This window comes from Methylophaga sp. (assembly GCF_048266885.1).
Lineage (GTDB): Bacteria > Pseudomonadota > Gammaproteobacteria > Nitrosococcales > Methylophagaceae > Methylophaga.
In genome coordinates, this window is sequence record NZ_JBLWYR010000011.1 from 1 (window position 1) to 25,198 (window position 25,198).

The following is a 25,198-nucleotide window of genomic DNA, read 5'->3' on the forward strand; positions in this document are numbered from 1 at the left end:
TTCATTGGTTGCTTGATGTTCCATGTTATCCGACGATACTATCCAAACCAAAATGTGAGGAGTTTCACAGTTTTTTTCTTTACTGTAAACCTATGACCGCTTAACCTTGCTCAAAGTAGCATAAACTGAATTAGCGAGAACAATAAAGATGGTATATGTCGATCGCGATGAGAAGGGCCAGATAATTGGGGTATTTAATTCACCGCAGAGCGATAGTAGCCAATATATCTCACCTCAAGCGCCGGAATTACTAGAGTTTCTTGGTCAATCTAATCGACATGAGGATATTCATACCATCCTTACGGCATCAGATATGGCTATGGTCAGGGTTATCGAAGACTTGGTGAATACGCTGATAGACAAAGGTGTGATTTTATTTACCGACTTACCTGATGCAGCACGTGACAAATTAGTCCAGCGTAAAAAAATACGCCATCATCTTAATTCATTAGAAAATTTAATGAATGAAGATGAAGGCTTACTCTAAGTCTTCTGATTGTTCTATAGAATTTAAGTTTTTAAGACTCTCTCTTTTTAGCTCGACTCGCTATTACCCGCTTGCGCTTTTCCTGTGGAGTTTCAGGTTGCTTTTTTTTGCGCTCTTGAAACGGATTTTCACTGGTCTTAAATTCAATCATCACTGGCGTACCCTGCAGTTTAAGTGCAGTACGGAAGTAATTTTCCAGATATCGGCGATAACTGTTCGGCGTCGCTTCCGTCTGATTACCGTGAATGATTATGCGAGGAGGATTTTTACCGCCCAAATGAGCATAGCGATATTTAATACGGCGCCCATTGACTAGTGGCGGCTGATGGTCTGCAACAGCCTCTTCCAGTACTCGCGTTAATTGTGGAGTCGGGATCTTGGCTAAAGCCGATCCATAAGCTGTTTTGACGGATTTAAGTAATAAGCCCACACCACTGCCATGTAAAGCTGAAATAAAATGGGTTTTAGCAAAACTTAAAAATGGCAGACGACGTTCAATATTGGTGGCAACCCACTCACGTTCTTGCTTCTCTAAACCATCCCACTTATTGACTGCAATCACCACAGCACGACCACTTTCAATAATCAAGCCGGCCAAATGCAGATCTTGGTCAACTATCCCATCATGCGCATCTAGCACCAATAACACCACGTTGGCAGCTTCTATAGCCTGTAATGTCTTAACAATACTGAATTTTTCTAAAGCTTCAGATACTTTAGAACGACGTCTGACACCAGCGGTATCAATCAAAATATATTTCGTACCCTCTTTCTCAAAAGGAATATAAATACTGTCGCGGGTTGTGCCAGGTTCATCAAAAGCAACAACGCGATCCTCGCCTAACAATCGATTAACCAACGTAGATTTACCTACGTTTGGTCTGCCAACAACCGCCAGTCGAATATCACCAGATGTATCTTCTTCTGCGTCTTCTTCCTCCGATTCAACAATTCGGATTGATGGTTGTTCTCGCATCAAGGTGTTCATTAAATTACTAATGCCACGGCCTTGAGTAGCAGAAATCACTTCTGGTTCACCCAATCCAAGTCGATAAAAATCAGCGGCTGCTAGTTCACGTTGTTCGCTCTCAGTTTTATTAATCACTAATAAAACCGGTTTACCTACATTACGTAATTGCTTAGCAATTAATTCATCTGCCGGCACAACACCAGCTTTACCATCCACTAAAAACAAGATCAGATCTGCTTCAACAATCGCTAATTCAGCTTGTTTACGCATCAGATCTGACATATCGTCACCCTGTACGGTCAAACCACCAGTGTCGATAAGAATAAATTCTGCTTCATCATGACGGGCATTGCCGTATATACGATCACGGGTCAAACCCTCATGATCTGCCACCAACGCATTACGGGTTTTGGTTAAACGATTGAATAATGTAGATTTGCCAACATTTGGCCGCCCAACAAGAGCAATAACAGGTTTCACAGTTACGGAATCCGTATGGCGGACAGCTTGCCGCCTGTAGTCATGACATAGAGCACACCATCACGCACGACTGGTTGGCTACGAATAGAGTCTTTATCAAGTCTTTGACGAGCAACGAAACGGCCATCGGAACGAGCGACCCAATGAAGATAACCTTCAAAATCACCCACTACAACATAATCGCCAGCAATGACTGGAGCAGAAATGGTCCGTCTCAGCAGTAGTGTTTGTCGCCATAATGAATCACCAGATCCATCAGCGACTGCCCACAAATAACTTTCATCGTCGCTAACGTAAATTGCGTCATTTTGAGCAACGGCGAGCCCTGTGGTAGAAGACATTTCCCTATCCCAAAAGGTTTGCCCGGTTTCCACATCCATTGCTGCCATATTACCTTGAAAAGCAACGACATAGACGATGCCATTCTGGATAACCAGATCGGCATCAATATCCACTAACCGTTCTAATTCAGTTCGTCCCGCTGGTACAGCAACACTTTTCTCCCAAATGACTTTGCCATCACTTAACGAAAGTGCGACCAACTTGCCGTTATCATAGCCAGCAAGCACTGTTTGGCCATCAATCACTGGTGAGCTCACTCCACGTAAACTTAAAAGCGGTACGGCACGTTGATAATTCCACAGAACATTGCCATTAGATGCCGAAATAGCGGTTAACCTTCCATCAGCAGTTCTTACTACGACTTTATCGCCACCCACTTTTGCTGGGGCCAGCACTTCACTACTTAAACGTTGACGCCAGAGTTCTTCACCTGAACTCTCATCCAAAGCCACTACTTCGCCGGATTGAGAACCAACAATAATCAGACCTTCACCACCACCTACCCCGGTAGCGATAGGAATATCTAATTTAGTACGCCATACACGCTTACCATTTTCAACATGATGACTACGAACGTCACCTTCATGATCCACCGTAATAATAAAGTTGCCTTGCAACCAGGGCGCAAGATTCGCATAAGCTGTATTAGCACCATCCCCGGTACTCGTTGACCACAAAGTTTTGGGTTCAAATTCAGCCTCAAACTCCGTTAACTCTGTTGGAGGAGCTTCATAGCTATCGGCAGCAAAAAATTCTTTGACCGTTCCACAAGCCGTAAGAGTAGTGAGCAGTAAGCCCACAAATATGTTTTTTATTAGATTAGCCTTCATTGATAACAGCCACATCATCACGCTTCATCTCTAAAAGGGTTTTACGTGGATCATCTACATCCATACTGGAAATAGCATTGCGATATGCTTCATAGGCTTGTTGTTTATCTTCTTGAGCAAGATAAATGTCACCTTCAAGTTCAGCAAATAATGACGTAAAGGCTTCTGAAACTGTCTGTTGTGTTAATTCCAAGGCTTTTTCATACTCACCTTGATCAACCAATACTCGAGCCATGCGTAATCTGGCTAAATCTTTTTGTCCGGTAAGTGTTGCCTTGTCAGCTGTCCACTGTAAATATTCCAATGCCGCTGGTGCTTGATCATTTCGCATCTGTTCAGCAGCAAGTTCTAGCGTAGCAAAAGCAGCGTAAGGTGTTGAAGAATGTGATTGCATAAGTTCTTGAGTCAGGTCTTCTGCAGCGGTTAAATCAGCTTCACTAATATTCATCTGTACTTGTTGATACATTGCTGCAGCTTGTTCAGTCTTCACTTGTTGGAAATTAATCCAATAACGACCACCAAAGATTACGGCTCCACCCAATACCACACCGGTTATTACTGATCGGCCATTTTCCCGCCACCAACTTTTTATCGCTTCGCCTTTTTCATCATCCGATGCGTAGATATCCATCGTTTACTCCTTGCTTACTGCAATTTAAGGATAGTTAAGACATCACTATTTCATAAGTGAATTAAAGTGCCAGATTATACGTGTTTATCCGCTAATTGTGCTAACCACGGCGCGCACCATCATACCGCACCATATAAGTGCCTAAAAACCATAACATGCACCATATAAGTTCAATTATTGGGATTATTTATGACCGGAAAAACACTAGATGACTGTTTTATATGAAATTGTCTAAATTGGTGCAACTCTTGCTATTTTGGTGCTTGCTCAACACTAATTATAAGGAAAATCCATTGTGCAAAACGCAAGCGACGTACTTTTTATATTAATCGGCGCCATTATGGTGCTGGCTATGCATGCTGGCTTTGCTTTTTTAGAAGTCGGTACTGTCCGCAAGAAAAATCAGGTTAATGCCTTAGTAAAAATTATCACTGATTTTGGCATGTCCACCATTGCCTATTTTTTTATTGGCTATAGCATTGCTTATGGTTTGAATTTCTTCGAACCCTCACCTCTTCTGGCTGAAAATAATGGCTATGCTTTAGTGAAGTTTTTCTTCTTACTCACTTTTGCAGCCGCTATTCCTGCCATTGTTTCCGGCGGTATAGCCGAACGTGCAAAGTTTAACCCTCAATTAATTGCGACTTTTTTAATTGCTGGTTTTGTTTACCCACTTTTTGAAGGCATAAGCTGGAATGGTTTATTTGGCATTCAAGCATGGTTGGAAAATCAATATGGTGCAGGTTTCCATGACTTTGCTGGCTCGGTGGTGGTTCATGCTGTTGGAGGCTGGATAGCATTAGCCGCAGTATTGTTATTGGGGCCAAGACATGGCCGTTATGGCAAACAAGGCGAAATCTATGCTCACCCCCCCTCCAATATTCCTTTTTTAGCATTGGGCGCGTGGATTCTAACTGTCGGTTGGTTCGGCTTTAATGTGATGTCTGCTCAAGAGATTGAAGGCATTAGTGGTTTAGTTGCGATCAACTCTTTGATGGCGATGGTTGGTGGGACATTAGCGGCTTGTCTGATTGGCCGTAATGACCCAGGATTTGTTCATAACGGACCATTAGCAGGTTTGGTAGCAATCTGTGCTGGTTCAGACGTAATGCACCCACTTGGTGCATTGATTACCGGCGCACTTGCTGGTGGTTTATTTGTTATTACTTTCACCCTAGCACAGAATAAATGGAAAATTGACGATGTATTAGGAGTCTGGCCTCTGCATGGTCTGTGTGGTGTGTGGGGCGCAATTGCAGCTGGAATTTTTGGTCAGGTAGCTCTGGGTGGTATGGGCGGCGTAAGTCTGGCATCTCAGTTCATCGGAACGGCCATTGGTGTCAGCATTGCCTTTTTAGGAGGCCTTATCGTATATGGGGGTTTGAAGGCGATTATGGGCTTAAGATTAACTGAGGAAGAAGAATTTAATGGTGCCGATTTGAGCATCCATAAAATCAGCTCAACTCCTGCTAACGATTAGACTCAGTTGTCGAGTAAAAATCATCCGGTAGAAACTACCGGATGATTCCACCTTGTTGTTTGTCCAGAAACTCAATGAATATATCCAATTCTTTTGCTTCTTGCTGGATGTCGTTTAAGCGTTCTCTTGCCTGTTCCATACGTAAACCCGAACGATAAACTACTTTATAAGCCTGACGAATATTTCTAATCTGGATATCGGTGAATGCTCGTCTGCGCAAGCCTTCAACATTAATCCCTACTGGCTCAGCCATATGACCAGATACCAATACATAAGGCGGTACATTACGCGAAATCACACTTCCCATTGCGCTAAAACAATGTGAACCAAGATGATTAAACTGGCTAACTAATGTGAAGCCCCCTAAAATCACATGTTGATCGACAATCACATGTCCTGCCAACGAAGCATTATTAGCAAATATATTGTCGTCACCAATAATGCAATCGTGCGCAATATGGACATAAGCCATAATCCAATTATTACTACCAACCTTGGTGATGCCCCCACCTTGAACCGTGCCTCGATTAATCGTTACGGATTCACGAATAAGGTTATTATCACCAATTTCCAACAAGGTAGGTTCGCTATGATATTTCTTATCCTGGGGCTCTTCGCCAATAGAGGAAAATTGAAATATACGGTTATTTCGACCTATTTTGGTTGGTCCATTGATCACTACATGTGACGAGATTTCTGTGCCGGAAGCGATTTCTACATTCGCTCCAACAATACTGTATGCACCGATAACAACGTCATCGGCAATTTTAGCACTTGGGTCTATTAAAGCAGTTTGATGAATCACGAAGGCATTTCTTGGTTAACACACATAATGTCAGCGCTGACAACGATCTCGCCGTCAACAGTCGCCTGACCGTAAAATTTCCATAAATTACGTTTATTTTTAATCAGCTTAACTTCAAGACGCAGCTGATCGCCTGGTTCTACAGGCTTTTTAAAGCGGGCATTGTCAATACCAGCTAGATAATACAAAGCTTCATCAGACCGAATTTGATCGGCCGTCTTAAAAGCTAGTAAGCCTGTAGCCTGTGCTAAAGCTTCAAGAATGAGTACCCCAGGCATAATCACGCGCTGTGGAAAGTGGCCTGTAAAGTGAGGTTCATTGAAACTGACATTTTTAATACCAACCAGATGTTCACCCGGTGTAAATTCAATCACCCTGTCAATCAACAGGAATGGGTATCGATGTGGCAGCAAGCGTTGAATTTCATGTATGTCAATGGTGTTCAATCTTTTTATCCTTTAGGATTTATCTCGTTGCGTGCAATAATCTTACGTTGAGACCATGTTACGGTAAAGCTAAGTCTGTGATAAACCTGTGAAAACTCACTTATCTAACTTGGCTTCCAACTTTTTTAGTTTGTCGTTTAATTTATCAAGCTGTCTATAGCGAACGACATTTCTATGCCATTCTCTGGTGGGCTCTACGGGTATCCCGGAAGAATAACTTCCTGCGATCATAATTGACTTAGTCACCATACTCATACCGGTGAGTTGAACACCATCTGTGATTTCAATATGACCAGCAATACCAGTACCACCACCTATAGCACAATGCGAACCAATTCGAGTACTACCAGAAATACCGACACAACCAGCGATAACTGTATGTTCGCCGATGAAAACGTTATGACCAATTTGAATTTGATTATCTAGTTTGACACCATCACTGATGATGGTGTCATCAATCGCGCCACGATCAATGGTTGTGTTAGCACCGATTTCTACATCGTTACCAATTATGACTTTACCCACTTGTGGAATTTTCAGCCATTGACCATTATTGTTAGCAATACCAAAACCATCTGCACCGATTACAACGCCAGGATGGATACGAACGCGCTCGCCGATTATTGCTTTTCGACATAAAGTGACGTTTGCAACAAGCATGCTATTAGCCTTTATAACGACATCATTATCAATGATGCAGCCAGGACCAATAATAACGTTTTCTCCAATCTGGACATTAGAGCCAATAAACACTTGACCAGCAATTCTTGCAGAATCAGCAATGCTGCAATTGTGACCAATTACAGCACTTGGATGAACTCCAGTATCGGGTTGTTCTTCAGGATATAGCAACGAAGCCACTTTGGCATAAGCAACGTATGTATCTTCAATGACTAAAGCATTAGTGTTAACTTCAGCTAAATCAGCAGGAGAAACAATCACACAACCTGCTGTAGTAGACTTAAGATACTGACGGTACTTAGGATTAGCTAAAAAACTGATATCGGTATCCGTAGCGTTATGCAATGTACCAACACCTGTTATAATTTTTTCTGCTTCACCAACAAGCTTCGCATCAATTTCAGATGCAATTTTTTCTAAAGTCCAGACCACATCCAGACTCTTATTTCGTTTTCAGTCTTTCCAGCACCTTAGCAGTTAAATCTGCTTTTTCACTGGCGAAAATAACACCTTGGTAAAGTACCAAGTCATAAGCTTCTTTTTTAGCAAGTTCAACAATCGTTTCTGCAATTTCTTCTTCTAATTTGCGTAATTCTTCATTACGACGAATAGATAAGTCTTCACTGTATTCATCTTGCAGACGCTTCAGTTCACGTTGATCATTGATGATCTTACGTTCTTGAACTTGACGATCTTCATTGCTGAGTACTGCTGCATCACGATTTAATTTATCCTGCGCAGCGCGTAATTCTTTATGTTTGTTTTCGAGTGACTTGCTACGAGTTGAAAATTCTTTTTCCAATCGGGCTAAAGCACGTTCTTTTTGTGGCGATTGATCTAATACAACACTGGCATTAACTACGCCGATTTTCATTTCTTCAGCAAATACTGGGCTGACCATTAAAGAAGCCAACAACAGGCCAACAATCTTGATGTTTTTCACTCTTAACTCCGATAGTTAAATTTAAAATGTCGATCCCAATGAAAACTGGAATATTTCGGTCTCATCATCCGGTTGATCACGCAAAGGAGCGGCAATACTAAACGACATTGCACCAAATGGCGAAATCCAAATTGCTGAAAGCCCGGTTGAATAACGCAACAAATCAGCTTCAAAACTTTCCTCGACATCATATACGTTACCCACATCCACGAATGTGCTCAAGCGGAATGAGCGTAACGCTTTTTTCATGAATGGGATTGGGAAAATAATCTCTGCGCCACCCGTGACCATCATGTTACCGCCGAGGGGTTGATCCGCTTCACGAACACCCAATGTATTTGCTCTAAAACCTCTTACACTGCGAATACCACCAGCATAGAAGTTCTGGAAGAATGGAAACTGTTCGCTGTCACCATAAGCTTTACCGTAGCCAAGGTCTGTTCTCAAGGCAAAAGTAAACGTGTCATTAATTGGGGTATACCAATTATTGCGATAACGCAGTTTGTAATACTGCAAATCACCAATTGGGGTAGCTACTTCAGCTGAGAGACTTTGCGATAGGCCTCTGGTAGGTAGTATGGCGTTGTCGCGAGTATCGCTTGACCAACCGAGCGTAACAGGGAACGCGTGGAATGAATCCCCTTCCGTTTCAATAAAATCATCATAACGCGTAATGTCATTATTACTTGGAACGTCTAATTGGGTGTTTTCATAGCCGAAGGCCAGGTTTATTCGGTTATTTTCTGAAATTGGTATGCCAAAATTAATATCTCCGCCAAAAACATCCGTGGTGTAGTTAGCAATATTAGCTTCAAAAGCATCTGTTTCACGGTAGAACAGATTATAGCCCTGACTGATACCATCAACTGTGGCAAAGGGATTGGTATAACCAAAGCTGTAGACAGTATTGACTCGGCTGTTATTGAAACCAAAGCGAACATGCTTACCACTACCAAAGAAGTTTTTCTGGGTCACGTTAGCGTTAAAAATAATACCGTCAGACTGTGAATAACCAACACCTGCAGACAAACTCCCAGACGCCATTTCGGTGACAGCAAAGTCGAGATCAACCTGATCTGAAGTACCTGCCACAGGGATTGTTTCAACGTTTACATCTTCAAAATAACCCAAACGCGAAATTCGTTCGCGAGACCGTTCAACATCGCCTGTCGAAATCCACGCTGATTCTTGTTGCCGCAATTCTTGGCGTAATACTTCATCGCGGGTTTTACTGTTGCCAGAAATATTGATACGTCTTACATAAGCTCGTCTGCCAGGATCAACAAAGAAAGTCAGGTCTACTTCCCGCGTTTCACGGTCAATGTCAGGTACAGCATTAACGTTTGCAAACGCATAACCATCATTACCTAAACGATCAGTCAGTCTTTCCGAACTGGAAGTAATCGCCTTTCTTGAAAATACAGAGTTTTTACGAATAGTGACCAAATCGAACAATTCTTCCTCAGGCACAATCAGATTGCCCGCGAGTCTTACTTCATTAATTTTATAACGTTCACCCTCAGCAATATTGACAGTAATAAACATCTGTTTCTTATCATCTGAAATTGTGACTTGGGTCGATTCAACAGTGAAATCTACATAGCCTCGATCTAGATAAAATGAACGTAAGGTTTCAAGATCAGCAGATAATTTTTGACGTGAATATTGGTTGTCTTTGGTTAGGGATGATAACCAACCACCAGTGGTTGATTCTAATTCCTCTAGCAACTCTGAATCTTCATAAGAGTCATTGCCAACGATATTTATTTCACCAATAGTCGCCACCACCCCTTCCGCCATGTTAATACGCACCGCAACTCGGTTACGCGACAAGGGGGTAACTTCTGAATCAATATTAACCCCGTATTTACCACGGCTGAAATACTGACGTTGTAATTCAAGCTCAACTCGTTCCAACATAGCTTGCTCAAACACTTGGCCTTCTGCAAAACCAATTTGACGCAACGATTTAGTCAGCTCATCACTGTCTAGATCTTTGTTACCGACAAATTCAATACTGGAAATAGCGGGACGTTCACTAACTTTGATGACCAATACACCGTCATCACGCTCAACCTGTACATCATTGAAATATTTTGATTTAAACAGAGAACGAATGATGCCTCTGACATCGTTATCTGTCAGCTCATCACCTACCTTGACCGGTAAGAAGTTAAAAACCGTTCCTGCAGAGATCCGTTGTAGACCCTCAACACGGATGTCTTTAATGATAAATTCCTCAGCCCAAGCTGCGGAGGATAACCAGATGAGCGTCAATGCTGTGATGATTTGTTTCATTATTGTTTTACAGTCAGTCAGCCGAAGAAATCGTAAGTGTACCTGCAATGAGAGGATTAGCCAATCAGACGAGCAATGTCATTTGTAAAAGCGAATACCATCAATAGCAGAATCAAAAATAATCCTATTTTTTGTCCCTGTATTTGTATTGCTTCCGGTAGCGGTTTACCGCGCACCCATTCAAAAAAATACATGAGCAAATGACCACCATCAAGTACTGGTACAGGTAATAAATTCAAAATACCCAAACTAATACTGATCATGGCTAAAAAACTGATAAAGGCAATAAAACCTTGCTGTGCTGAGTCCCCAGCAAATTGGGCTATCGCAATAGGACCACCCAGGTTGTCACTTGATACTGTACCAACTAGCATTCCCCATAAACCACTTAACGTAGTTACACTAAACTGCCAAGTTTGCATCACTGCCTCTGGCATTGCCGCTAACGGTGCATAGCGTAACTCTGCTTGCAATTCTGCAGGGATTTCAAAGGCATCTGTATTGACCGCTGCGCCTATCCGACCAATACCATTTTCGTCTGCTTCAGGGGTAATAACAACGTTCTGAATTTGTCCATTGCGCAGAATTTCAGCTTCGATAGGCTGATCAGCATGATTCTGAATCAGTGTTACCCAGGCCTGCCAACTTGATAAAGCCTCGCCATCAGCAGAAATTAATTCATCATTAGCTTGTAAACCTGCTTTTTCTGCTGGACTATCAACCACAATATTGCCCAACACCGGCGGCATATTAGGTTGCTGCATTTTAATCCCGATCTGATTAAACAGCGAACCTGCATCATCAAGGCCTAGCTTTGGTAGAGCAAGTTGCTTGTTGGTTTCAACATCTGCGCTAAGAGTTGTTAGCGTGATGGTTTCTCCATCTTGGGCTAACCTCAACCATTGTTGAAACAAGCTGTTTACTGTTGGCGTTGCTTTGCCATTGACGGCAATAATTTCTTCACCTGCATATAGTTGAGCCACAGCAGCAGGTGAGTCCGTAGTCACTTCAGCAATAATCGGTTTTATGCCTGGTACACCTACAACCATAATCAGCCAATAGGCAAATATTGCAAATAACAGATTAGCTATTGGTCCAGCGGAAACAATTGCTACTCGGTTCTTTAATGGCTGACGATTAAAGGCTTGATCAAGCTCATTTTCAGCAACCGGCCCTTCTCGCTCATCAAGCATCTTGACGTAGCCGCCTAACGGGAGAGCTGCGATGACAAACTCTGTACCATTTTTTAATTGCTTCGACCATAGCTTTTGGCCAAAACCAACTGAAAAACGCAGTACTTTGACCCCACAGCGCCGCGCTACCCAATAGTGGCCAAACTCATGAATGACCACCAGCAAACTCAGAGCGATGATGAAAAATATTAGTGATTGCATAAAACCTGTATCTGCTGTTGGGCGATCTTTCTGGCCATTTTGTCGGCAGACAAAATTTGTTCCAATGAATCGGCTGAAGTTGATTTTACGCTTTCCAAAACATCGGCAATAATTCGGGCAATGTCAGTAAACCTGATTTGTCGATTAAGAAAGGCTTCTACAGCCACTTCATTAGCGGCATTAAGAATGGCGGTACTGGTTCCACCAGAATTTAATGCCTTATAAGCAAGTGCCAGACAAGGGAACCGCTCAAAATCTGCGGCAGCAAAATCCAGCCTTCCCGCTTTCACTAAATCCAAAGCTTCAACGCCTGAATCAATACGCTCCGGCCAAGCAAGCGTATTGGCGATCGGCGTGCGCATATCAGGATTGCCCATCTGCGCCAAGACTGATCCATCAGCATAGTCCACCATAGAATGGATGATGCTTTGACGATGCAATACGACTTCAATTTTGTCACTGCTCATTCCAAATAACCAATGTGCTTCGATGACTTCAAGACCTTTATTCATCATCGTGGCGGAATCAACTGATATTTTTTGCCCCATCGACCAATTAGGGTGGGCAACAGCTTGTTCTGGCGTTACGTCTTCCAAATCGGCTATATCCCAATCACGGAACGGCCCACCTGATGCTGTAAGAATAATGCGGCGGATGCCTGCATTTTCAAAATGATATTGCTGGGTATCGCCCACTGGCATGCACTGCCATATAGCATTATGTTCGCTATCAACCGGCAACAAAATGGCGTTATTGGCTTGTACTTCACGCATTAATAAAGCACCGCTCATTACCAGCGCTTCTTTATTTGCCAGTAAGATTCGTTTACCTGATTTGGCTGCGGCCAAAGTCGGGATTAATCCGGCAGCCCCGACTATTGCGGCGACAACAACATCCGTTTCTTCGGTGCTTGAAATCATTTCCAGCGCTTGCATGCCACTTTGTACTTTAATGGCTAATCCAGCACTGTGAAATTTCGCTTCAAGTTGTTCGGCCGACTCGGGACATAACATTACTGCGACTGCAGGTTTAAATTGTTTGCATTGTTCAAACAACACATCAACTGATTTATTTGCTGCAAGTGCATATACGCGATACTTATCGGGATGACGTTGCAATACGTCTAAAGTGCTGATGCCAATAGAACCCGTTGAGCCAAGGATAGTAACGCGCTGCATTAAAACTGCCCTGTTAGCCACATAAGTGCAGCAAAGAATGGAACAGCGGCTAAAAGACTATCCACCCGGTCCAGCATTCCGCCATGACCAGGTAGTAAATGACCACTGTCTTTTATCTGATAGCTACGTTTGAATAAACTCTCAAATAAATCACCACTGACTGAAATCAATCCGGTTATCAAGCTGATAATAATCCAAGTTACTACTGATAAATTTTCAGCAACACCCATTTGATGGGCCATCACACTCCATATGGCGACTAATACCAACGCTCCTGCCAATCCTTCCAGTGTTTTATTCGGGCTGATGGCTTTCGCTAAAGCATGTGTTCCCCAACGTTTACCAGCGAAATAACCGCCAGTATCTGCCAGCCAAACACTTATCAGAACATAAAGCACTAAAACTGGTCCATCGTTGGCCAATCCATGCAACCACACCGCACTGTAAACAAACAACAACGCAACCAGCATGCTCAGCAGATAAGTAAAGAGTTTGTTATGGAAGCAGCGTGCGAGCAGATCAGGTAATGGACGATGAGCAAATAAAACAATGATGAGACTGATGATTATCCAGAAAATCAAACCAGTTAATAATACCTGCTGTATGACTGCCATTGTAAACAGCAGAATTAACACAGCAATAAATGACAAGCCGGCAAAGACTTTAGTGACTCGCTTCATCGCAGCCATCGACAGCCATTCCCACATTGCCATCAATGAAATAACGGTCAGTAAAGCGATAAAACCGATACTGGGTAAAAATAATATAGCCAATACAACTAAGGGGATGAGCACTGCAGCGGTTAATAATCGCTGTTTAAGCATCGTCTTGTCCGGTTAGTTGTTCTGAAGTACGACCAAAACGGCGTTCGCGACTAGAAAAAGATTCAATGGCGATATCCAGATCCTGAGCTTTGAATTCTGGCCATAGTTTCTCGGTAAAATACAATTCTGTGTAGGCTAATTGCCACAGTAAGAAGTTACTGATGCGTTGCTCACCACCAGTGCGGATAAACAAATCTGGTTCTGGAAGATCCGCCGTGACCAGATGACTAGCTAATAAAGATTCGTCGATTTGTTCCGGATTCAATTCACCAGATTTAATCTTAAAAGCAATCTGCTGAACTGACTGAGCAATATCCCATCGCCCTCCATAGTTGGCAGCAATGTTCAAAATCAAACCGTCATTTGCAGCGGTTAATGCTGTTGCATCGGCAATTTGTTGTTGAAGCGAATCCGAAAACCGGCTGATATCGCCAATAATATTCAGACGGATATTATTTTTATGCAGACGTTTAACTTGGTTATCCAATGCGTGACTGAATAACTCCATCAACAAGTTAACTTCTTTGCCGGGTCGTCGCCAGTTTTCACTACTGAAAGCAAACAGGCTAAGGACTTCAACACCGGTAGCAACACAGTGTTTAACAATACCTTCTACTGCTCTTACACCTGCACGATGGCCCATAAAACGTGGTTGTAACCGTTGTTTTGCCCAGCGACCATTGCCATCCATAATGATAGCAATGTGTCTGGGAATAGAACGGCTGGGAGATTTCATCAATAATGGCTAAACCGTAATGGCTTAGACCGCCATCAAATCAGTTTCTTTTTCTGCAAGCACTTCGTCAATCTGTTTGATGGTGCTATCGGTTAACTTCTGAATAGCTTCTTCTGCACCGCGTTGCTCATCTTCAGAAATCGCTTTGTCTTTCAATAAATCTTTCAAGCTGCCATTGGCATCACGGCGAATGTTGCGCACCGCAATACGGGCATTCTCAGCTTCAGACTTAGCCACCTTAACCAAATCTTTACGACGTTCTTCGGTTAACGGTGGGATTGGAATACGGATCGTCATGCCAGCACTGTTTGGATTGACACCCAAATCAGAAGTCATAATAGCTTTCTCGATGACTGACACCATATTTTTTTCCCAAGGAGCCACTGTAAGTGTTCTTGAGTCTTCAATGCCCACACTGGCAACCTGACTTAATGGAACGTCAGAACCGTAATATGGCACTGTGACATGATCTAATAAACTAGTATGTGCTCGTCCGGCACGAATTTTCGCCAGTGCAGTACTCAGAGCGGAAACGCTTTTTTGCATCCGGTCTGCTGCATCTTTTTGAATATCATTAATCATGATTTGTCCTATTTAACCAATGTTCCAACATTTTTCCCGTACACAATGTCAGTCAGATTACCGTAACGATGAACATCAAATACCCGTAAAGGCATTTTCTGCTCCTGACACATGACTACCGCAGTCGTATCCATCACACCGAGACGGTTATTGATAACTTCATCATAAGATAAAGTATCGTAACGGACCGCATCTGGATTCTTTCGCGGGTCAGCATCATATACGCCATCAACCTGAGTAGCTTTGAGCATCAGTTCAGCACCAATTTCAACTGCACGTAAACTGGCGGCCGAATCAGTAGTGAAAAATGGATTACCGGTACCGGCAGCAAAAATTACCACACGGCCTTTTTCCAAATGACGAATAGCACGACGACGCAGATAATCTTCACACACTTCATGTATACGGATTGCAGACATGACACGACAGAATGTTCCATTACGTTCCAGAGCATCCTGCAGTGCCAGTGCATTTAAAACCGTGGCCAACATGCCCATATGATCAGCACTGACTCTATCCATCCCACTAGCCGCAAGACCGGCGCCACGGAAGATATTGCCCCCACCAATCACAATACCAAGCTGAACACCTTGAGCATTCAGTTCAGATATTTCTTGGGCAAATCGGGAAATCACCTCGGGTTGAATGCCATACTCGGCAGTTCCCATTAAAGCTTCCCCACTCAACTTGAGCAGAATTCGCTTATAAACTGGCTGACTTCCCGATGTTGTCATAATTTAATTTCCTCGTGCCTGAGCCATAACCTCTTCAGCAAAGTTATCGGCTTTCTTTTCGATACCTTCACCAACTTCAAAACAGGCAAAACCTTCAACTGTAGCACCGGCTTGTTTAACCAATTTCTCAACAGTGACATCAGGATCTTTGACAAATGATTGGCCCAGCAAGCTAATTTCGTTAACAAATTTGCTCATGCGACCTTCGATCATTTTTTCAACAATCGCTTCAGGCTTGCCGCTTTCACGTGCTTGAGTCGCCACGATATCGCGTTCTTTTTGCAATAATTCTTCTGGTAATTCTGCAGCAGAAACCGCTTGAGGACGGCTGGCAGCAACATGCATTGCTAAATCTCTCGCCAGACTCTCATCGCCACCGTTCAATTGAACCAATGTACCGATGCGATCGCCATGACGGTAAGCACCAATAACACCAGCTTCTACACTCATCAACGTAAAACGACGAATTTGAATATTTTCACCAATTTTCGCGACCAATGATTGGCGAACTGTTTCAATACTTTCACCATTGCTTAATGATAATTGCATTAATGCGTCTAAATCAGCAGGTTGAGCTTCAAGTACTTTCTTCGCTACTGCTTCGACGAAATTAACAAAATCATCTGCTTTTGCCACGAAGTCAGTTTCTGAGTTCACTTCAAGCATTACTGCTTGTTTGTTGTCAGCACTGGTTTCGATGGCAATAACACCTTCAGCAGCAACACGATCAGATTTCTTGTCGGCTTTAGCCAGACCAGACTTACGCATTTCTTCAATCGCTACTTCGATATCACCGTTCGATTCTACCAATGCTTTTTTGCATTCCATCATGCCGGAGCCAGTACGCTCACGCAGTTCTTTTACTAAAGCTGCAGTTATAGCCATTTTCTTGTAACCCTTAAAATCAATTTTTGTGAACGGTCTTTTTTAAGACCACACATACGACACAGGCCCGCTTTTCAGCGAGCCTGCTTAAGTCATTAGCAGAGCTTATTCAGCTGCAGCTGGTGCATTTTCTTCCGCGACTTCAACAAACTGTTCGCTTGCATCACCGGTGGTGACCGATGCACGGCCTTCCAGAATGGTGTCAGCAATGTTTGCTGTGTACAGACGAATAGCGCGCATAGAATCGTCATTGCCAGGAATAACATAGTCAACACCTTCAGGATTACTGTTGGTATCAACCACGGCAATAACAGGAATGCCCAGTTTATTTGCTTCTTGAATAGCAATGCGTTCGTGATCAACGTCAATCACAAATAAAGCATCTGGCAGGTTACCCATTTTCTTGATACCACCGATGCTTTTTTCTAATTTCTCTTGTTCACGAGTCAGGTTAAGAACTTCTTTCTTTTTCAAACCTTCCGTCTTACCTGATTCAATCATCGCTTGAATTGCTTCAAGACGTTTAATTGATTGGCGAACGGTTTGATAGTTAGTCAGCATTCCACCCAACCAGCGACGGTTGACGTAAGGCATTCCACAACGTTCAGCATCTTCACGGATTGAATCTTGTGCAGCACGTTTAGTACCGACGAACAAAATACGACCTTTTTTGGAAGCCAGTTTGCTGACGTAGTTTAGTGCATCGTTGAACATAGGCAGACTGTGCTCTAAGTTAACGATATGAATATTGTTACGTTTACCAAAGATGTAAGGACCCATTTTTGGGTTCCAGTAACGTGTTTGGTGACCGAAGTGAACGCCAGCTTCAAGCATTTGGCGCATAGTAATTTTAGCCATTTTTATACCTATATATATGGGGTTAAACCTCCACGTACCCCAGCTATCGACTGATCTGATTTTCCAGACAGCACCCCGAAAACTGTGTCGGCACGTGTGTGATTTTGCCTTTGCTAAGGCGCGCATATTATTCCACAGTTACCAACTAAAACAAAGCACCAGCGGCATATACCTCCAATTACCCTGCTTTGCTGGCAGTTCAGGACTTTTTACGGCAAACTATGCTTTGACTTTTTATCGTTAATAGCAATCAGGATCTGGCATGGGCGTGACCATCAAAACAGCCGAAGAAATCGAAAAAATGCGTCTGGCAGGTAAACTTGCTGCAGACGTTTTGACTATGATCGAACCACATGTGGTGGCAGGCATTACCACCGACGAATTAAATAAAATCTGCCACGATTATATTGTGAACGAACAAAAAGCTATACCTGCCCCTTTGAATTACCATGGTTTTCCTAAATCCATCTGTACCTCGGTGAATCATGTCATTTGTCATGGCATCCCCAGCGACAAAAAATTGAAAGATGGCGATATTATTAATATTGACATTACCGTTATCAAAGATGGTTATCACGGTGATACCAGCAAAATGTTTCATGTCGGCAAGACATCGATTCTGGCGCAACGCCTGTCTCGAGTGTCCCGTGAATGTATGCTGATAGGGATTGATATGGTTAAACCGGGTATCAAGCTGGGTGATATCGGTCATGCGATTCAGCAACATGCGGAGAATGAACACTTTTCTGTTGTCAGAGAATATTGTGGGCATGGCATTGGTCAGGTATTCCATGAGGAACCACAAGTTTTACATTATGGTTCGCCCGATACTGGGATGACGCTACAAACTGGTATGACTTTTACGATTGAACCAATGATTAATGCTGGCAAACGTCAAGTTCGCCAACTACCTGATGGCTGGACAGTAGTCACTAAAGACCGTTCCTTATCTGCCCAATGGGAACACACCATTCTGGTGACCGATGATGGTCATGAGATTTTAACCCTTAGGGATGAAGAACGCTCATAGGAGCCTCTAATAATGGCAATTGCAGCACAATCTGTCTGGGAATTTGGCCAGGCAGATAATGCGACTGGTTGTCGCGATATTCTCGCGAAAGCCTCCCAACATTTAAAAAAATGTTTTTTTGAAGATGAGGCTGATATTGATTGGCTAGTTCATCAACAATCACATTTTGTAGATGAAATCCTGCAATTTATTTGGCAAAAGAATCTGGCCAGTGAAACCACAGTGAGTTTAGTCGCTGTCGGTGGCTATGGACGTGGTGAATTACATCCTCATTCCGATGTCGACTTGCTCGTATTATTAGATGATTCGATTGCCGAAGCACCGCCAGCAGCGCTGTCTAACTTTCTAACCCAACTTTGGGATATCGGTCTTGAAATTGGCCATAGTGTTCGCACGATAAGTGAATGTCGTCACCAAGCTGAGGACGACATCACCATTGCAACCAATTTGCTGGAAGCGCGATTTTTATCCGGTAATCAGCAACTGTTTGAGCAATTACAACAATTAACCGTTTCCAATAAAACCTGGGATACCCGATTATTTTATGAGCGCAAAAAACAGGAGCAAATACAACGGCATCATAAATATAACGATACCGGCAATAACCTTGAGCCAAATTTAAAAGAATCACCCGGTGGTCTGCGCGATATCCAGGTCATTAACTGGGTTGCTCAACAACATTTCGATGTAAGAAATCTACAAGGCTTGAAATCCAAAGGATTTTTGGCTGAAAGTGAATTCGACACACTGCAACAATCAAGGCGTTTTTTATGGCGAGTGCGGTTTGCCTTGCATCATCTAGCCGGGCGTAAACAAGAAAAAATGATGATTGATCATCAACGTGAACTTGCGAAACAGTTAGGTTACGTTGAAACCAACAGCCGTATGGCCGTTGAGCATTTCATGAAAGATTATTACCGTACTGTCCGCGCAGTGGGTCAGATGAATGCACTGTTGTTACAGCTATTTGAAGAAAATATCATCCTGGCAGACGAGCCAAGGGATATCGAACCAATAAACCGTCGCTTCCAATCACACAATGGTTATTTAGAAACCATTAATCCCGGTATGTTTGCCTTCTATCCTTATGCTTTGTTAGAAGTATTTCTAATCTTGCAACAACATCCGCATATCAAAGGTATTCGAGCATCCACAATCCGGCAAATTCACGCGCATTTACATTTAATTGATGAACGCTTTCGTGCAGACATCAAAAATCGCAGCTTGTTTATGGAGATCATTCGCCAGCCCAAAGGCGTTACACACGAATTCCGTCGGATGAATCAGCTCGGCGTATTGGGTGCCTATCTGCCAGAATTTGGCCGAATCGTTGGACAAATGCAGCATGATTTATTTCATGCCTATACCGTGGATGAACACACCTTGTTTCTGGTGCGTAACTTGCGCCGTTTTTCGTGCGCTGAATTCATAGATGAATTCCCATTATGTTCGGAAGTATTTTATCAACTGCCAAAACCTGAATTGCTCTACATTGCCGGTATTTATCATGACATTGCCAAAGGCCGTGGTGGTGATCACAGTATCCTGGGAGTTCAGGATGCAGAACAATTTTGTACCCAACATAATTTGAGTGATTACGACACCAGTATTGTGACTTTTTTAGTTAGACATCATCTAGCAATGTCCTCCACTGCCCAAAAGAAAGATCTGGAAGATCCTGAAGTCATTCAAGACTTTGCTGGTTTAGTTGGCAGCGTCAACAGATTAAATTATTTGTATTTACTGACGGTAGCGGACATCAGAGCCACCAATAATAATTTGTGGAATGGTTGGCGTGATTCGCTGCTCAAACAGCTTTATCACAGCACCCATCAATGGCTGGAACACACGGAAGCTCAGGCCAAAAGTACTCAAGAAAAAAGCTATAAAAAATATCAATTAGCATTGGATAAACTCACTGAAAGGGGTTGGCCACCGCAAAATATTACTCAGCTCTGGCGTGAATATGAATTGGATTATTTTCTGCGGCATTCAGTCGATGAAATTGTATGGCAAACCAATGGCCGGTTAGAAAAGCCTGAAGAAGAACCCTTGATTTTGGTTCGTCCACATAACGACAACCAAACACTGGAATTATGTATATTCACACATGACCGCCGGGGTTTATTTGCGGCGATGACAGCTTGTTTAGAACAGTTACAACTGAATATCCTGGATGCAAAAATTAATATTAGTACTGATGGCAATGCGTTAAATACTTTTATTGTTAATGGTGCACAACAACGTTATGAAGACATCACTAATGCTCTTCATAAACAACTGGCCCGTGAGGAATTAACCTCAGGCTATAAACCGCAATTAATGCCGCGAACCACAAAATTGTTTAAGACTGAGCCGGTTATAAAGTTTTCAGCAAATCCTCAGAAAACACATACGGTTATGGAGCTATATACCCATGACCGACCAGGCTTGTTATCGGCTGTTGCTCAGGTATTTTTGCTACATCAGATTCAGGTCATAAATGCCAAAATGGTTACCCTAGGAGATCAAGTAGAAGACGTCTTTTTCATCACCAATAGTGATGACAATGCGTTAAATGAAGCGGAACAACAAAGCTTATATAGCGATTTGAAAGACAAACTCGTAATGCAGGCAGAATCAGCAGTATCAACCTCCATTGCTTTTTGAAGGGGCATAAAAAGGTGAGGTTATTAGCCTCACCTTTTTCAATTTTAATAACTTAAGTTTATTCAGCTACCGTGACTTGCTCTGCAAGGTTAGCCACCTTTTTTTCACCAATTCCTTTGATATTCACCAAATCTTCAACGCTACTGAATGCCCCATTTTGCTCACGGTAATCCACGATAGCATTGGCAGTAGATGATCCCACACCATTCAGCAGCTGTAATTCATCTGCTGATGCCGTATTGATATTGATTTTATCTGCTGCAAATGCAGCGAATGATGAAATTGACAACGCTAACAATAAAGAAATAATCCATTTCTTAAACATCTTTCCATGCTCCTTGTATTAATTGAATTCAGCTCATCCGAGCTGCAATTACAGAATAAAGTAATTTGTTAACTTAATTCCATAGGAGAAATGTCAAAAAGGTTAAATAGGAAATAATCCTATCCAATTTTGAGAAGTGGATCACATGAAGAATTCATGTCCAAATGGTTTTCGTTAAAATTTCGATTTTAAAATTTTTTAACGGTTATAAGGATCACCTCTGCTGGAGAATGGGTGTTGCAAGAGCAACTCAAACACTTAATATTAGATGAAAATACAAAAGGCTTGATTAAACTCAAAGACAGCAAGTTGTAGGCTAGCTCATGAAAATCGTTATTGTTTTTTACCAATCCTATCTCCGGCACCTTTCCCTGTAACCGTTTTAAGGATGAGATTTGAATAGTGAGTTACAGTCATCTGCTGAATCATTTGCGCGTCAGTCTTTGCCAATAACTCCGGCGTGGACATGTCTATCTCATTTATTTGAGCTAAACCAGTGATACCAGGTCTAACGTTAAATATACCTCTTGTCTCACGCTCCTCAATCAACTCATGTTGATTAAACAAACATGGTCTTGGTCCAACCAAACTCATTTCGCCTTTAAATACATTCCATAGCTGTGGCAATTCATCCAGCTTGGTTCGGCGGAGAAAACGCCCAAAGCGTGTAATTGACGTTTCATTCGCAAGATGACTGGCAACATGGGCAGTATCTTTTTTCATGGTGCGAAATTTGACCAATGTAAAAGGCTTTTGAAAACGACCTACCCTTTGCTGACGAAAAATCGGCGAGCCAGTATCGAACCAACCAACAATTATCAGAATGAATAAAATTGGCAAACTAATCAATAATCCAACAATGGAAAAGATAATATCCAGTAAACGGATAACAACTTGGGTCATGAAATACTCGTTTTAATGTTTTTGAAAGGAAGAGCCTCTATCCAACTCAGCAATTTTCTTCATTTGTTGATCTACTGTCGTTACCGGTTTCCAGCCAAGCAATTGATGTGCTTTACTATTATCAACTTTCAAATCTGCGAATAATCGAATTGCTAGAGAAGATTTTCCCAGTAATTTCGCAGTAGTACTCATTAACCACACTGGCATAGGAATCAACTTTGCTGACATACCTTGGGCAGCAGCAACTTTCTTTAATAAAGTAGTCAAGGAAACTGATTCATCATCAGCAATAACAAAAGTTTGATTCGCTGCCGCAGGTGCATCGAGACATATCGAAATAAAGTCCGTCAAATTATCTAATGCGATCATAGAGCGTTGGTTATGAACCGAGCCAAACGGCAATGGTATCCCTTTTTTTGACCACTTCATTAGAGTCGCAAAATTGCCAGGTGCATCAGGCCCGTAAACCAACGGTGGTCTGATAATGACCCACTCCATACGATTAGCAAATGAGTAATTTATAAGTAACTGCTCAGCTTGCCATTTCGAAACGGCATAAGGCTCCTGGGGATCAGGACTACTTTCCTCGGAGAACGCCTTATGGTCAGTTTGATTGCCGTTGACACCTATTGAGCTTAAAAATACAAACCTTCTTATATTGTGTTTAGACGCTAATTTTGCCAATTCTAATGTAGCTTTGGCGTTGACTGCTTCAAAAAGTGACTGCCCATTCTTTAGGTCCTCGCTGCCCGTATGCGCTCGCCCAGCAAGATGGACAAAAACATCACAACCAGACAAAGCCTCACCTAATCGAAATTCAGTCTTGATGTCTTCCTTAACGACAAAATCAGCTAAATCGCCAATCTCAACTTGTTTAACGGATAAAGGCAATTGTGTTGAAAGTATTCGAACACCCGCAATAACGATATGATTCTCAGTCAATAAATAATCTATGAGCGCTTTACCGACAAATCCAGTTGCGCCTGTTACAAAAATCCGCATTCGTTAGTTCTGAATTATCTGTTCAATTTCTGCCACTTTGGCTCTCATCAAGGCTTCATCAGCCCGTGTTTCAACATTCAGCCGCAACAATGGTTCAGTATTAGAAGATCGTAGGTTAAATCGCCATTGTTCAAATTCCAGACTTATGCCGTCAGTTCTATCAATAACAGGATTTTCAACCGCGAAATGTTTCAGGATTTTATCGAGAATGAAATTGACATCTGCTACCCGATAATTAATTTCACCACTGCATGGGTATTTCGCCATACGCTCATTCACTAATTCGGATAAAGGTTTTCCGGCAACGCTGATTAACTCAGCCACCAGTAACCATGGAATCATACCGCTATCACAATAGGCAAAATCCCGGAAATAATGGTGAGCACTCATTTCACCACCATAAACTGCATTTTCCAGCCGCATACGTTCTTTAATAAAAGCATGACCGGTTTTGGATTGGATGGGTTTACCACCTGCAGCTTCAACTTGATCGATGGTATTCCAGGTCAGTCGAGGATCATGAATGATTTTTTCACCTGGCGACTTGAGCAAAAACGCTTCAGCCAACAAACCCACAATATAATACCCTTCGATAAATCGGCCATTTTCATCAAACAAAAAACACCGATCAAAATCCCCATCCCAGGCGATACCCATATCGGCTTTATTAGCAATTACTGCATCAGCAGTTGCTGCACGATTTTCGGGTAATAACGGGTTGGGAATACCATTAGGAAAACTGCCATCCGCTTCATGATGCACTTTGATGAATTCAATAGGTACATTATTGGATTTAAACTGCTTTTCAATCGCATCGATGACATGCCCGGCCGCACCATTACCTGCATTTACAACCAGTTTTAATGGGTTGAGTTTTGTTAGGTCGATATAGGTTAGTAGATGCCCAACATATGGATCTAAAATGGAGTGTTGATGATAAAGCGCTTTGTTCGGTAATTCTTCAAGCGGAGAATTTTTAGTCGATGAAGCTGCTTCACTAGTAGTAATAATTTCTGAACTATCCTGCTCATCCCAATGAAAGCTTATATCCATTATTTTACTGTTTATCGTCTTGGCATCGGGTGCTAATACGTCAGTAGCTTGACCAAACGGTGAAACTAAATTCTCAGCCAAGTCCCGAATATCATTTAAGCCACTATCGCCACTTATCGGCAAAGCCCCACGACCAACTAGCTTCATACCATTGTAGTCCATGGGATTGTGACTGGCTGTCACCTCAATGCCGCCATCAACATCCAGATAAAATGAAGCGAAATAAATCTCTTCTGTGCCCACCATACCAATATCAATCACTTCTGCTCCGGCGTCCATCAAGCCTTGGGCCAAAGCCAATTTTAATGGTTCGCTGGTATGTCTGATATCACCACCGACCACAACTTTTTTTGCCTTGAGATGCTTGGCATAAGCGTAACCGATCCTATAGGCGATATCCGGATTAAGTTCATGACCTAATCTGCCCCGGATATCGTAGGCTTTAAAACATTTCAACTGATCGCACATGTTAATACTCACAGATTATTTCATATTGAAAGTAGTTTTATAAAAATATTGTTTACTTAATAGTTATTTTTATCTTATAGCGATAATTAAAGGTGCGCTTCAAACCTCTCCTCTGAAATAGCATTATAATTTTTCTGGTATATATGATATTGAAAAGGCTTAAAGTTTTTTCGGAAATTTCATC

At 42.3% G+C, this 25,198-nt stretch carries 24 protein-coding genes; 4 read left to right on the plus strand and 20 right to left on the minus strand.

What is annotated here, in order from left to right:
• Nucleotides 1-148: 148 nt before the first annotated feature.
• Entirely contained in the window at nucleotides 149-487 is a 339-nt protein-coding gene (locus ACN0V2_RS06870) for a hypothetical protein (RefSeq protein ID WP_417550062.1), read from the plus strand.
• Nucleotides 488-518: 31 nt separating this feature from the next.
• Here the strand turns inward: ACN0V2_RS06870 and der are convergent, their stop codons facing one another.
• The 3 genes from der to ACN0V2_RS06885 are packed head-to-tail and all read right to left on the minus strand — an operon-like array spanning nucleotide 519 to nucleotide 3,740.
• Complete coding sequence (gene der / locus ACN0V2_RS06875; RefSeq protein WP_417550063.1) at nucleotides 519-1,937, minus strand: ribosome biogenesis GTPase Der; 1,419 nt, start codon at nucleotides 1,935-1,937, stop codon at nucleotides 519-521.
• A 2-nt stretch (nucleotides 1,938-1,939) separates the two neighbouring features.
• Nucleotides 1,940-3,127: an outer membrane protein assembly factor BamB gene (bamB, locus tag ACN0V2_RS06880; RefSeq protein WP_417550178.1), complete on the minus strand. Its 1,188-nt coding sequence runs from the start codon at nucleotides 3,125-3,127 to the stop codon at nucleotides 1,940-1,942.
• Nucleotides 3,099-3,740 carry a YfgM family protein gene (locus tag ACN0V2_RS06885; protein ID WP_417550064.1) on the minus strand — a complete coding sequence of 214 codons (642 nt, stop codon included), beginning with the start codon at nucleotides 3,738-3,740 and terminating at the stop codon, nucleotides 3,099-3,101. Before ACN0V2_RS06885 ends, bamB begins: the two co-directional genes overlap by 29 nt.
• A gap of 295 nt (nucleotides 3,741-4,035) precedes the next feature.
• Between ACN0V2_RS06885 and ACN0V2_RS06890 the strand changes: the two genes are divergently transcribed.
• On the plus strand, nucleotides 4,036-5,220 hold the full coding sequence (locus tag ACN0V2_RS06890; protein ID WP_417550065.1) for an ammonium transporter: 1,185 nt from the start codon (nucleotides 4,036-4,038) through the stop codon (nucleotides 5,218-5,220).
• A gap of 34 nt (nucleotides 5,221-5,254) precedes the next feature.
• Here the strand turns inward: ACN0V2_RS06890 and lpxA are convergent, their stop codons facing one another.
• The 13 genes from lpxA to rpsB form a co-directional block, all read right to left on the minus strand.
• Nucleotides 5,255-6,025, minus strand: a complete 771-nt coding sequence (gene lpxA, locus ACN0V2_RS06895; RefSeq protein ID WP_417550066.1) for an acyl-ACP--UDP-N-acetylglucosamine O-acyltransferase — start codon at nucleotides 6,023-6,025, stop codon at nucleotides 5,255-5,257.
• Nucleotides 6,022-6,471, minus strand: a complete 450-nt coding sequence (gene fabZ / locus ACN0V2_RS06900; protein WP_417550067.1) for a 3-hydroxyacyl-ACP dehydratase FabZ — start codon at nucleotides 6,469-6,471, stop codon at nucleotides 6,022-6,024. Before fabZ ends, lpxA begins: the two co-directional genes overlap by 4 nt.
• Nucleotides 6,472-6,567: 96 nt before the next feature.
• On the minus strand, nucleotides 6,568-7,584 hold the full coding sequence (gene lpxD / locus ACN0V2_RS06905; RefSeq protein ID WP_417550068.1) for a UDP-3-O-(3-hydroxymyristoyl)glucosamine N-acyltransferase: 1,017 nt from the start codon (nucleotides 7,582-7,584) through the stop codon (nucleotides 6,568-6,570).
• Between the two features lie 10 nt (nucleotides 7,585-7,594).
• Nucleotides 7,595-8,095 carry an OmpH family outer membrane protein gene (locus ACN0V2_RS06910; RefSeq protein ID WP_417550069.1) on the minus strand — a complete coding sequence of 167 codons (501 nt, stop codon included), beginning with the start codon at nucleotides 8,093-8,095 and terminating at the stop codon, nucleotides 7,595-7,597.
• Between the two features lie 21 nt (nucleotides 8,096-8,116).
• Nucleotides 8,117-10,393, minus strand: a complete 2,277-nt coding sequence (bamA, locus tag ACN0V2_RS06915; RefSeq protein ID WP_417550070.1) for an outer membrane protein assembly factor BamA — start codon at nucleotides 10,391-10,393, stop codon at nucleotides 8,117-8,119.
• 56 nt (nucleotides 10,394-10,449) lie between these two features.
• Nucleotides 10,450-11,787, minus strand: a complete 1,338-nt coding sequence (gene rseP, locus ACN0V2_RS06920) for an RIP metalloprotease RseP (protein ID WP_417550071.1) — start codon at nucleotides 11,785-11,787, stop codon at nucleotides 10,450-10,452.
• Entirely contained in the window at nucleotides 11,775-12,965 is a 1,191-nt protein-coding gene (gene ispC, locus ACN0V2_RS06925; RefSeq protein ID WP_417550072.1) for a 1-deoxy-D-xylulose-5-phosphate reductoisomerase, read from the minus strand. The genes rseP and ispC overlap by 13 nt, the downstream gene beginning before the upstream one ends.
• Nucleotides 12,965-13,789, minus strand: a complete 825-nt coding sequence (locus ACN0V2_RS06930) for a phosphatidate cytidylyltransferase (protein WP_417550073.1) — start codon at nucleotides 13,787-13,789, stop codon at nucleotides 12,965-12,967. Before ACN0V2_RS06930 ends, ispC begins: the two co-directional genes overlap by 1 nt.
• Nucleotides 13,782-14,525 (minus strand): isoprenyl transferase, encoded by a 744-nt coding sequence (locus tag ACN0V2_RS06935; RefSeq protein WP_417550074.1) that lies wholly within the window; start codon nucleotides 14,523-14,525, stop codon nucleotides 13,782-13,784. Before ACN0V2_RS06935 ends, ACN0V2_RS06930 begins: the two co-directional genes overlap by 8 nt.
• Nucleotides 14,526-14,549: 24 nt before the next feature.
• Nucleotides 14,550-15,107: a ribosome recycling factor gene (gene frr, locus ACN0V2_RS06940; protein WP_069296401.1), complete on the minus strand. Its 558-nt coding sequence runs from the start codon at nucleotides 15,105-15,107 to the stop codon at nucleotides 14,550-14,552.
• An 8-nt stretch (nucleotides 15,108-15,115) separates the two neighbouring features.
• Nucleotides 15,116-15,841 (minus strand): UMP kinase, encoded by a 726-nt coding sequence (pyrH, locus tag ACN0V2_RS06945; RefSeq protein ID WP_417550075.1) that lies wholly within the window; start codon nucleotides 15,839-15,841, stop codon nucleotides 15,116-15,118.
• A gap of 3 nt (nucleotides 15,842-15,844) precedes the next feature.
• The gene (gene tsf, locus ACN0V2_RS06950) at nucleotides 15,845-16,726 is read right to left on the minus strand and encodes a translation elongation factor Ts (RefSeq protein ID WP_417550076.1); all 882 of its coding nucleotides are present in this window, start codon (nucleotides 16,724-16,726) and stop codon (nucleotides 15,845-15,847) included.
• Nucleotides 16,727-16,831: 105 nt separating this feature from the next.
• On the minus strand, nucleotides 16,832-17,584 hold the full coding sequence (gene rpsB / locus ACN0V2_RS06955) for a 30S ribosomal protein S2 (protein WP_417550077.1): 753 nt from the start codon (nucleotides 17,582-17,584) through the stop codon (nucleotides 16,832-16,834).
• A 262-nt stretch (nucleotides 17,585-17,846) separates the two neighbouring features.
• Here rpsB and map point away from each other — a divergent pair, with 262 nt between their 5' ends.
• Together map and glnD are read left to right on the plus strand one after the other, a co-directional pair.
• Nucleotides 17,847-18,614 carry a type I methionyl aminopeptidase gene (map, locus tag ACN0V2_RS06960; protein WP_417550078.1) on the plus strand — a complete coding sequence of 256 codons (768 nt, stop codon included), beginning with the start codon at nucleotides 17,847-17,849 and terminating at the stop codon, nucleotides 18,612-18,614.
• Nucleotides 18,615-18,626: 12 nt separating this feature from the next.
• Entirely contained in the window at nucleotides 18,627-21,263 is a 2,637-nt protein-coding gene (gene glnD, locus ACN0V2_RS06965) for a [protein-PII] uridylyltransferase (protein ID WP_417550079.1), read from the plus strand.
• A 58-nt stretch (nucleotides 21,264-21,321) separates the two neighbouring features.
• On the opposite strand, the gene ACN0V2_RS06970 is transcribed toward glnD, so the two are convergent.
• From ACN0V2_RS06970 to ACN0V2_RS06985, 4 genes are all read right to left on the minus strand, one after another.
• The gene (locus ACN0V2_RS06970) at nucleotides 21,322-21,588 is read right to left on the minus strand and encodes a ComEA family DNA-binding protein (protein ID WP_417550080.1); all 267 of its coding nucleotides are present in this window, start codon (nucleotides 21,586-21,588) and stop codon (nucleotides 21,322-21,324) included.
• 333 nt (nucleotides 21,589-21,921) lie between these two features.
• A complete protein-coding gene (locus tag ACN0V2_RS06975; protein ID WP_417550081.1) occupies nucleotides 21,922-22,491 on the minus strand; it encodes a sugar transferase in 570 nt (189 codons plus the stop codon).
• 12 nt (nucleotides 22,492-22,503) lie between these two features.
• Nucleotides 22,504-23,493 carry an NAD-dependent epimerase/dehydratase family protein gene (locus tag ACN0V2_RS06980; protein ID WP_417550082.1) on the minus strand — a complete coding sequence of 330 codons (990 nt, stop codon included), beginning with the start codon at nucleotides 23,491-23,493 and terminating at the stop codon, nucleotides 22,504-22,506.
• A gap of 3 nt (nucleotides 23,494-23,496) precedes the next feature.
• A complete protein-coding gene (locus ACN0V2_RS06985; protein ID WP_417550179.1) occupies nucleotides 23,497-25,014 on the minus strand; it encodes a phosphomannomutase CpsG in 1,518 nt (505 codons plus the stop codon).
• Nucleotides 25,015-25,198: the final 184 nt, after the last annotated feature.

Excerpts from the sequence above, each read along its gene's own strand:
- ACN0V2_RS06870 (WP_417550062.1), top strand. The coding sequence starts at position 149 with ATGGTATATGTCGATCGCGATGAGAAGGGCCAGATAATTGGGGTATTT.
- bamB (WP_417550178.1), bottom strand. The coding sequence starts at position 3,127 with ATGATGTGGCTGTTATCAATGAAGGCTAATCTAATAAAAAACATATTT.
- ACN0V2_RS06885 (WP_417550064.1), bottom strand. The coding sequence starts at position 3,740 with ATGGATATCTACGCATCGGATGATGAAAAAGGCGAAGCGATAAAAAGT.
- bamA (WP_417550070.1), bottom strand. The coding sequence starts at position 10,393 with ATGAAACAAATCATCACAGCATTGACGCTCATCTGGTTATCCTCCGCA.
- rseP (WP_417550071.1), bottom strand. The coding sequence starts at position 11,787 with ATGCAATCACTAATATTTTTCATCATCGCTCTGAGTTTGCTGGTGGTC.
- ispC (WP_417550072.1), bottom strand. The coding sequence starts at position 12,965 with ATGCAGCGCGTTACTATCCTTGGCTCAACGGGTTCTATTGGCATCAGC.
- ACN0V2_RS06930 (WP_417550073.1), bottom strand. The coding sequence starts at position 13,789 with ATGCTTAAACAGCGATTATTAACCGCTGCAGTGCTCATCCCCTTAGTT.
- ACN0V2_RS06935 (WP_417550074.1), bottom strand. The coding sequence starts at position 14,525 with ATGAAATCTCCCAGCCGTTCTATTCCCAGACACATTGCTATCATTATG.
- frr (WP_069296401.1), bottom strand. The coding sequence starts at position 15,107 with ATGATTAATGATATTCAAAAAGATGCAGCAGACCGGATGCAAAAAAGC.
- pyrH (WP_417550075.1), bottom strand. The coding sequence starts at position 15,841 with ATGACAACATCGGGAAGTCAGCCAGTTTATAAGCGAATTCTGCTCAAG.
- tsf (WP_417550076.1), bottom strand. The coding sequence starts at position 16,726 with ATGGCTATAACTGCAGCTTTAGTAAAAGAACTGCGTGAGCGTACTGGC.
- rpsB (WP_417550077.1), bottom strand. The coding sequence starts at position 17,584 with ATGGCTAAAATTACTATGCGCCAAATGCTTGAAGCTGGCGTTCACTTC.
- map (WP_417550078.1), top strand. The coding sequence starts at position 17,847 with ATGGGCGTGACCATCAAAACAGCCGAAGAAATCGAAAAAATGCGTCTG.
- glnD (WP_417550079.1), top strand. The coding sequence starts at position 18,627 with ATGGCAATTGCAGCACAATCTGTCTGGGAATTTGGCCAGGCAGATAAT.
- ACN0V2_RS06970 (WP_417550080.1), bottom strand. The coding sequence starts at position 21,588 with ATGTTTAAGAAATGGATTATTTCTTTATTGTTAGCGTTGTCAATTTCA.
- ACN0V2_RS06975 (WP_417550081.1), bottom strand. The coding sequence starts at position 22,491 with ATGACCCAAGTTGTTATCCGTTTACTGGATATTATCTTTTCCATTGTT.
- ACN0V2_RS06980 (WP_417550082.1), bottom strand. The coding sequence starts at position 23,493 with ATGCGGATTTTTGTAACAGGCGCAACTGGATTTGTCGGTAAAGCGCTC.
- ACN0V2_RS06985 (WP_417550179.1), bottom strand. The coding sequence starts at position 25,014 with ATGTGCGATCAGTTGAAATGTTTTAAAGCCTACGATATCCGGGGCAGA.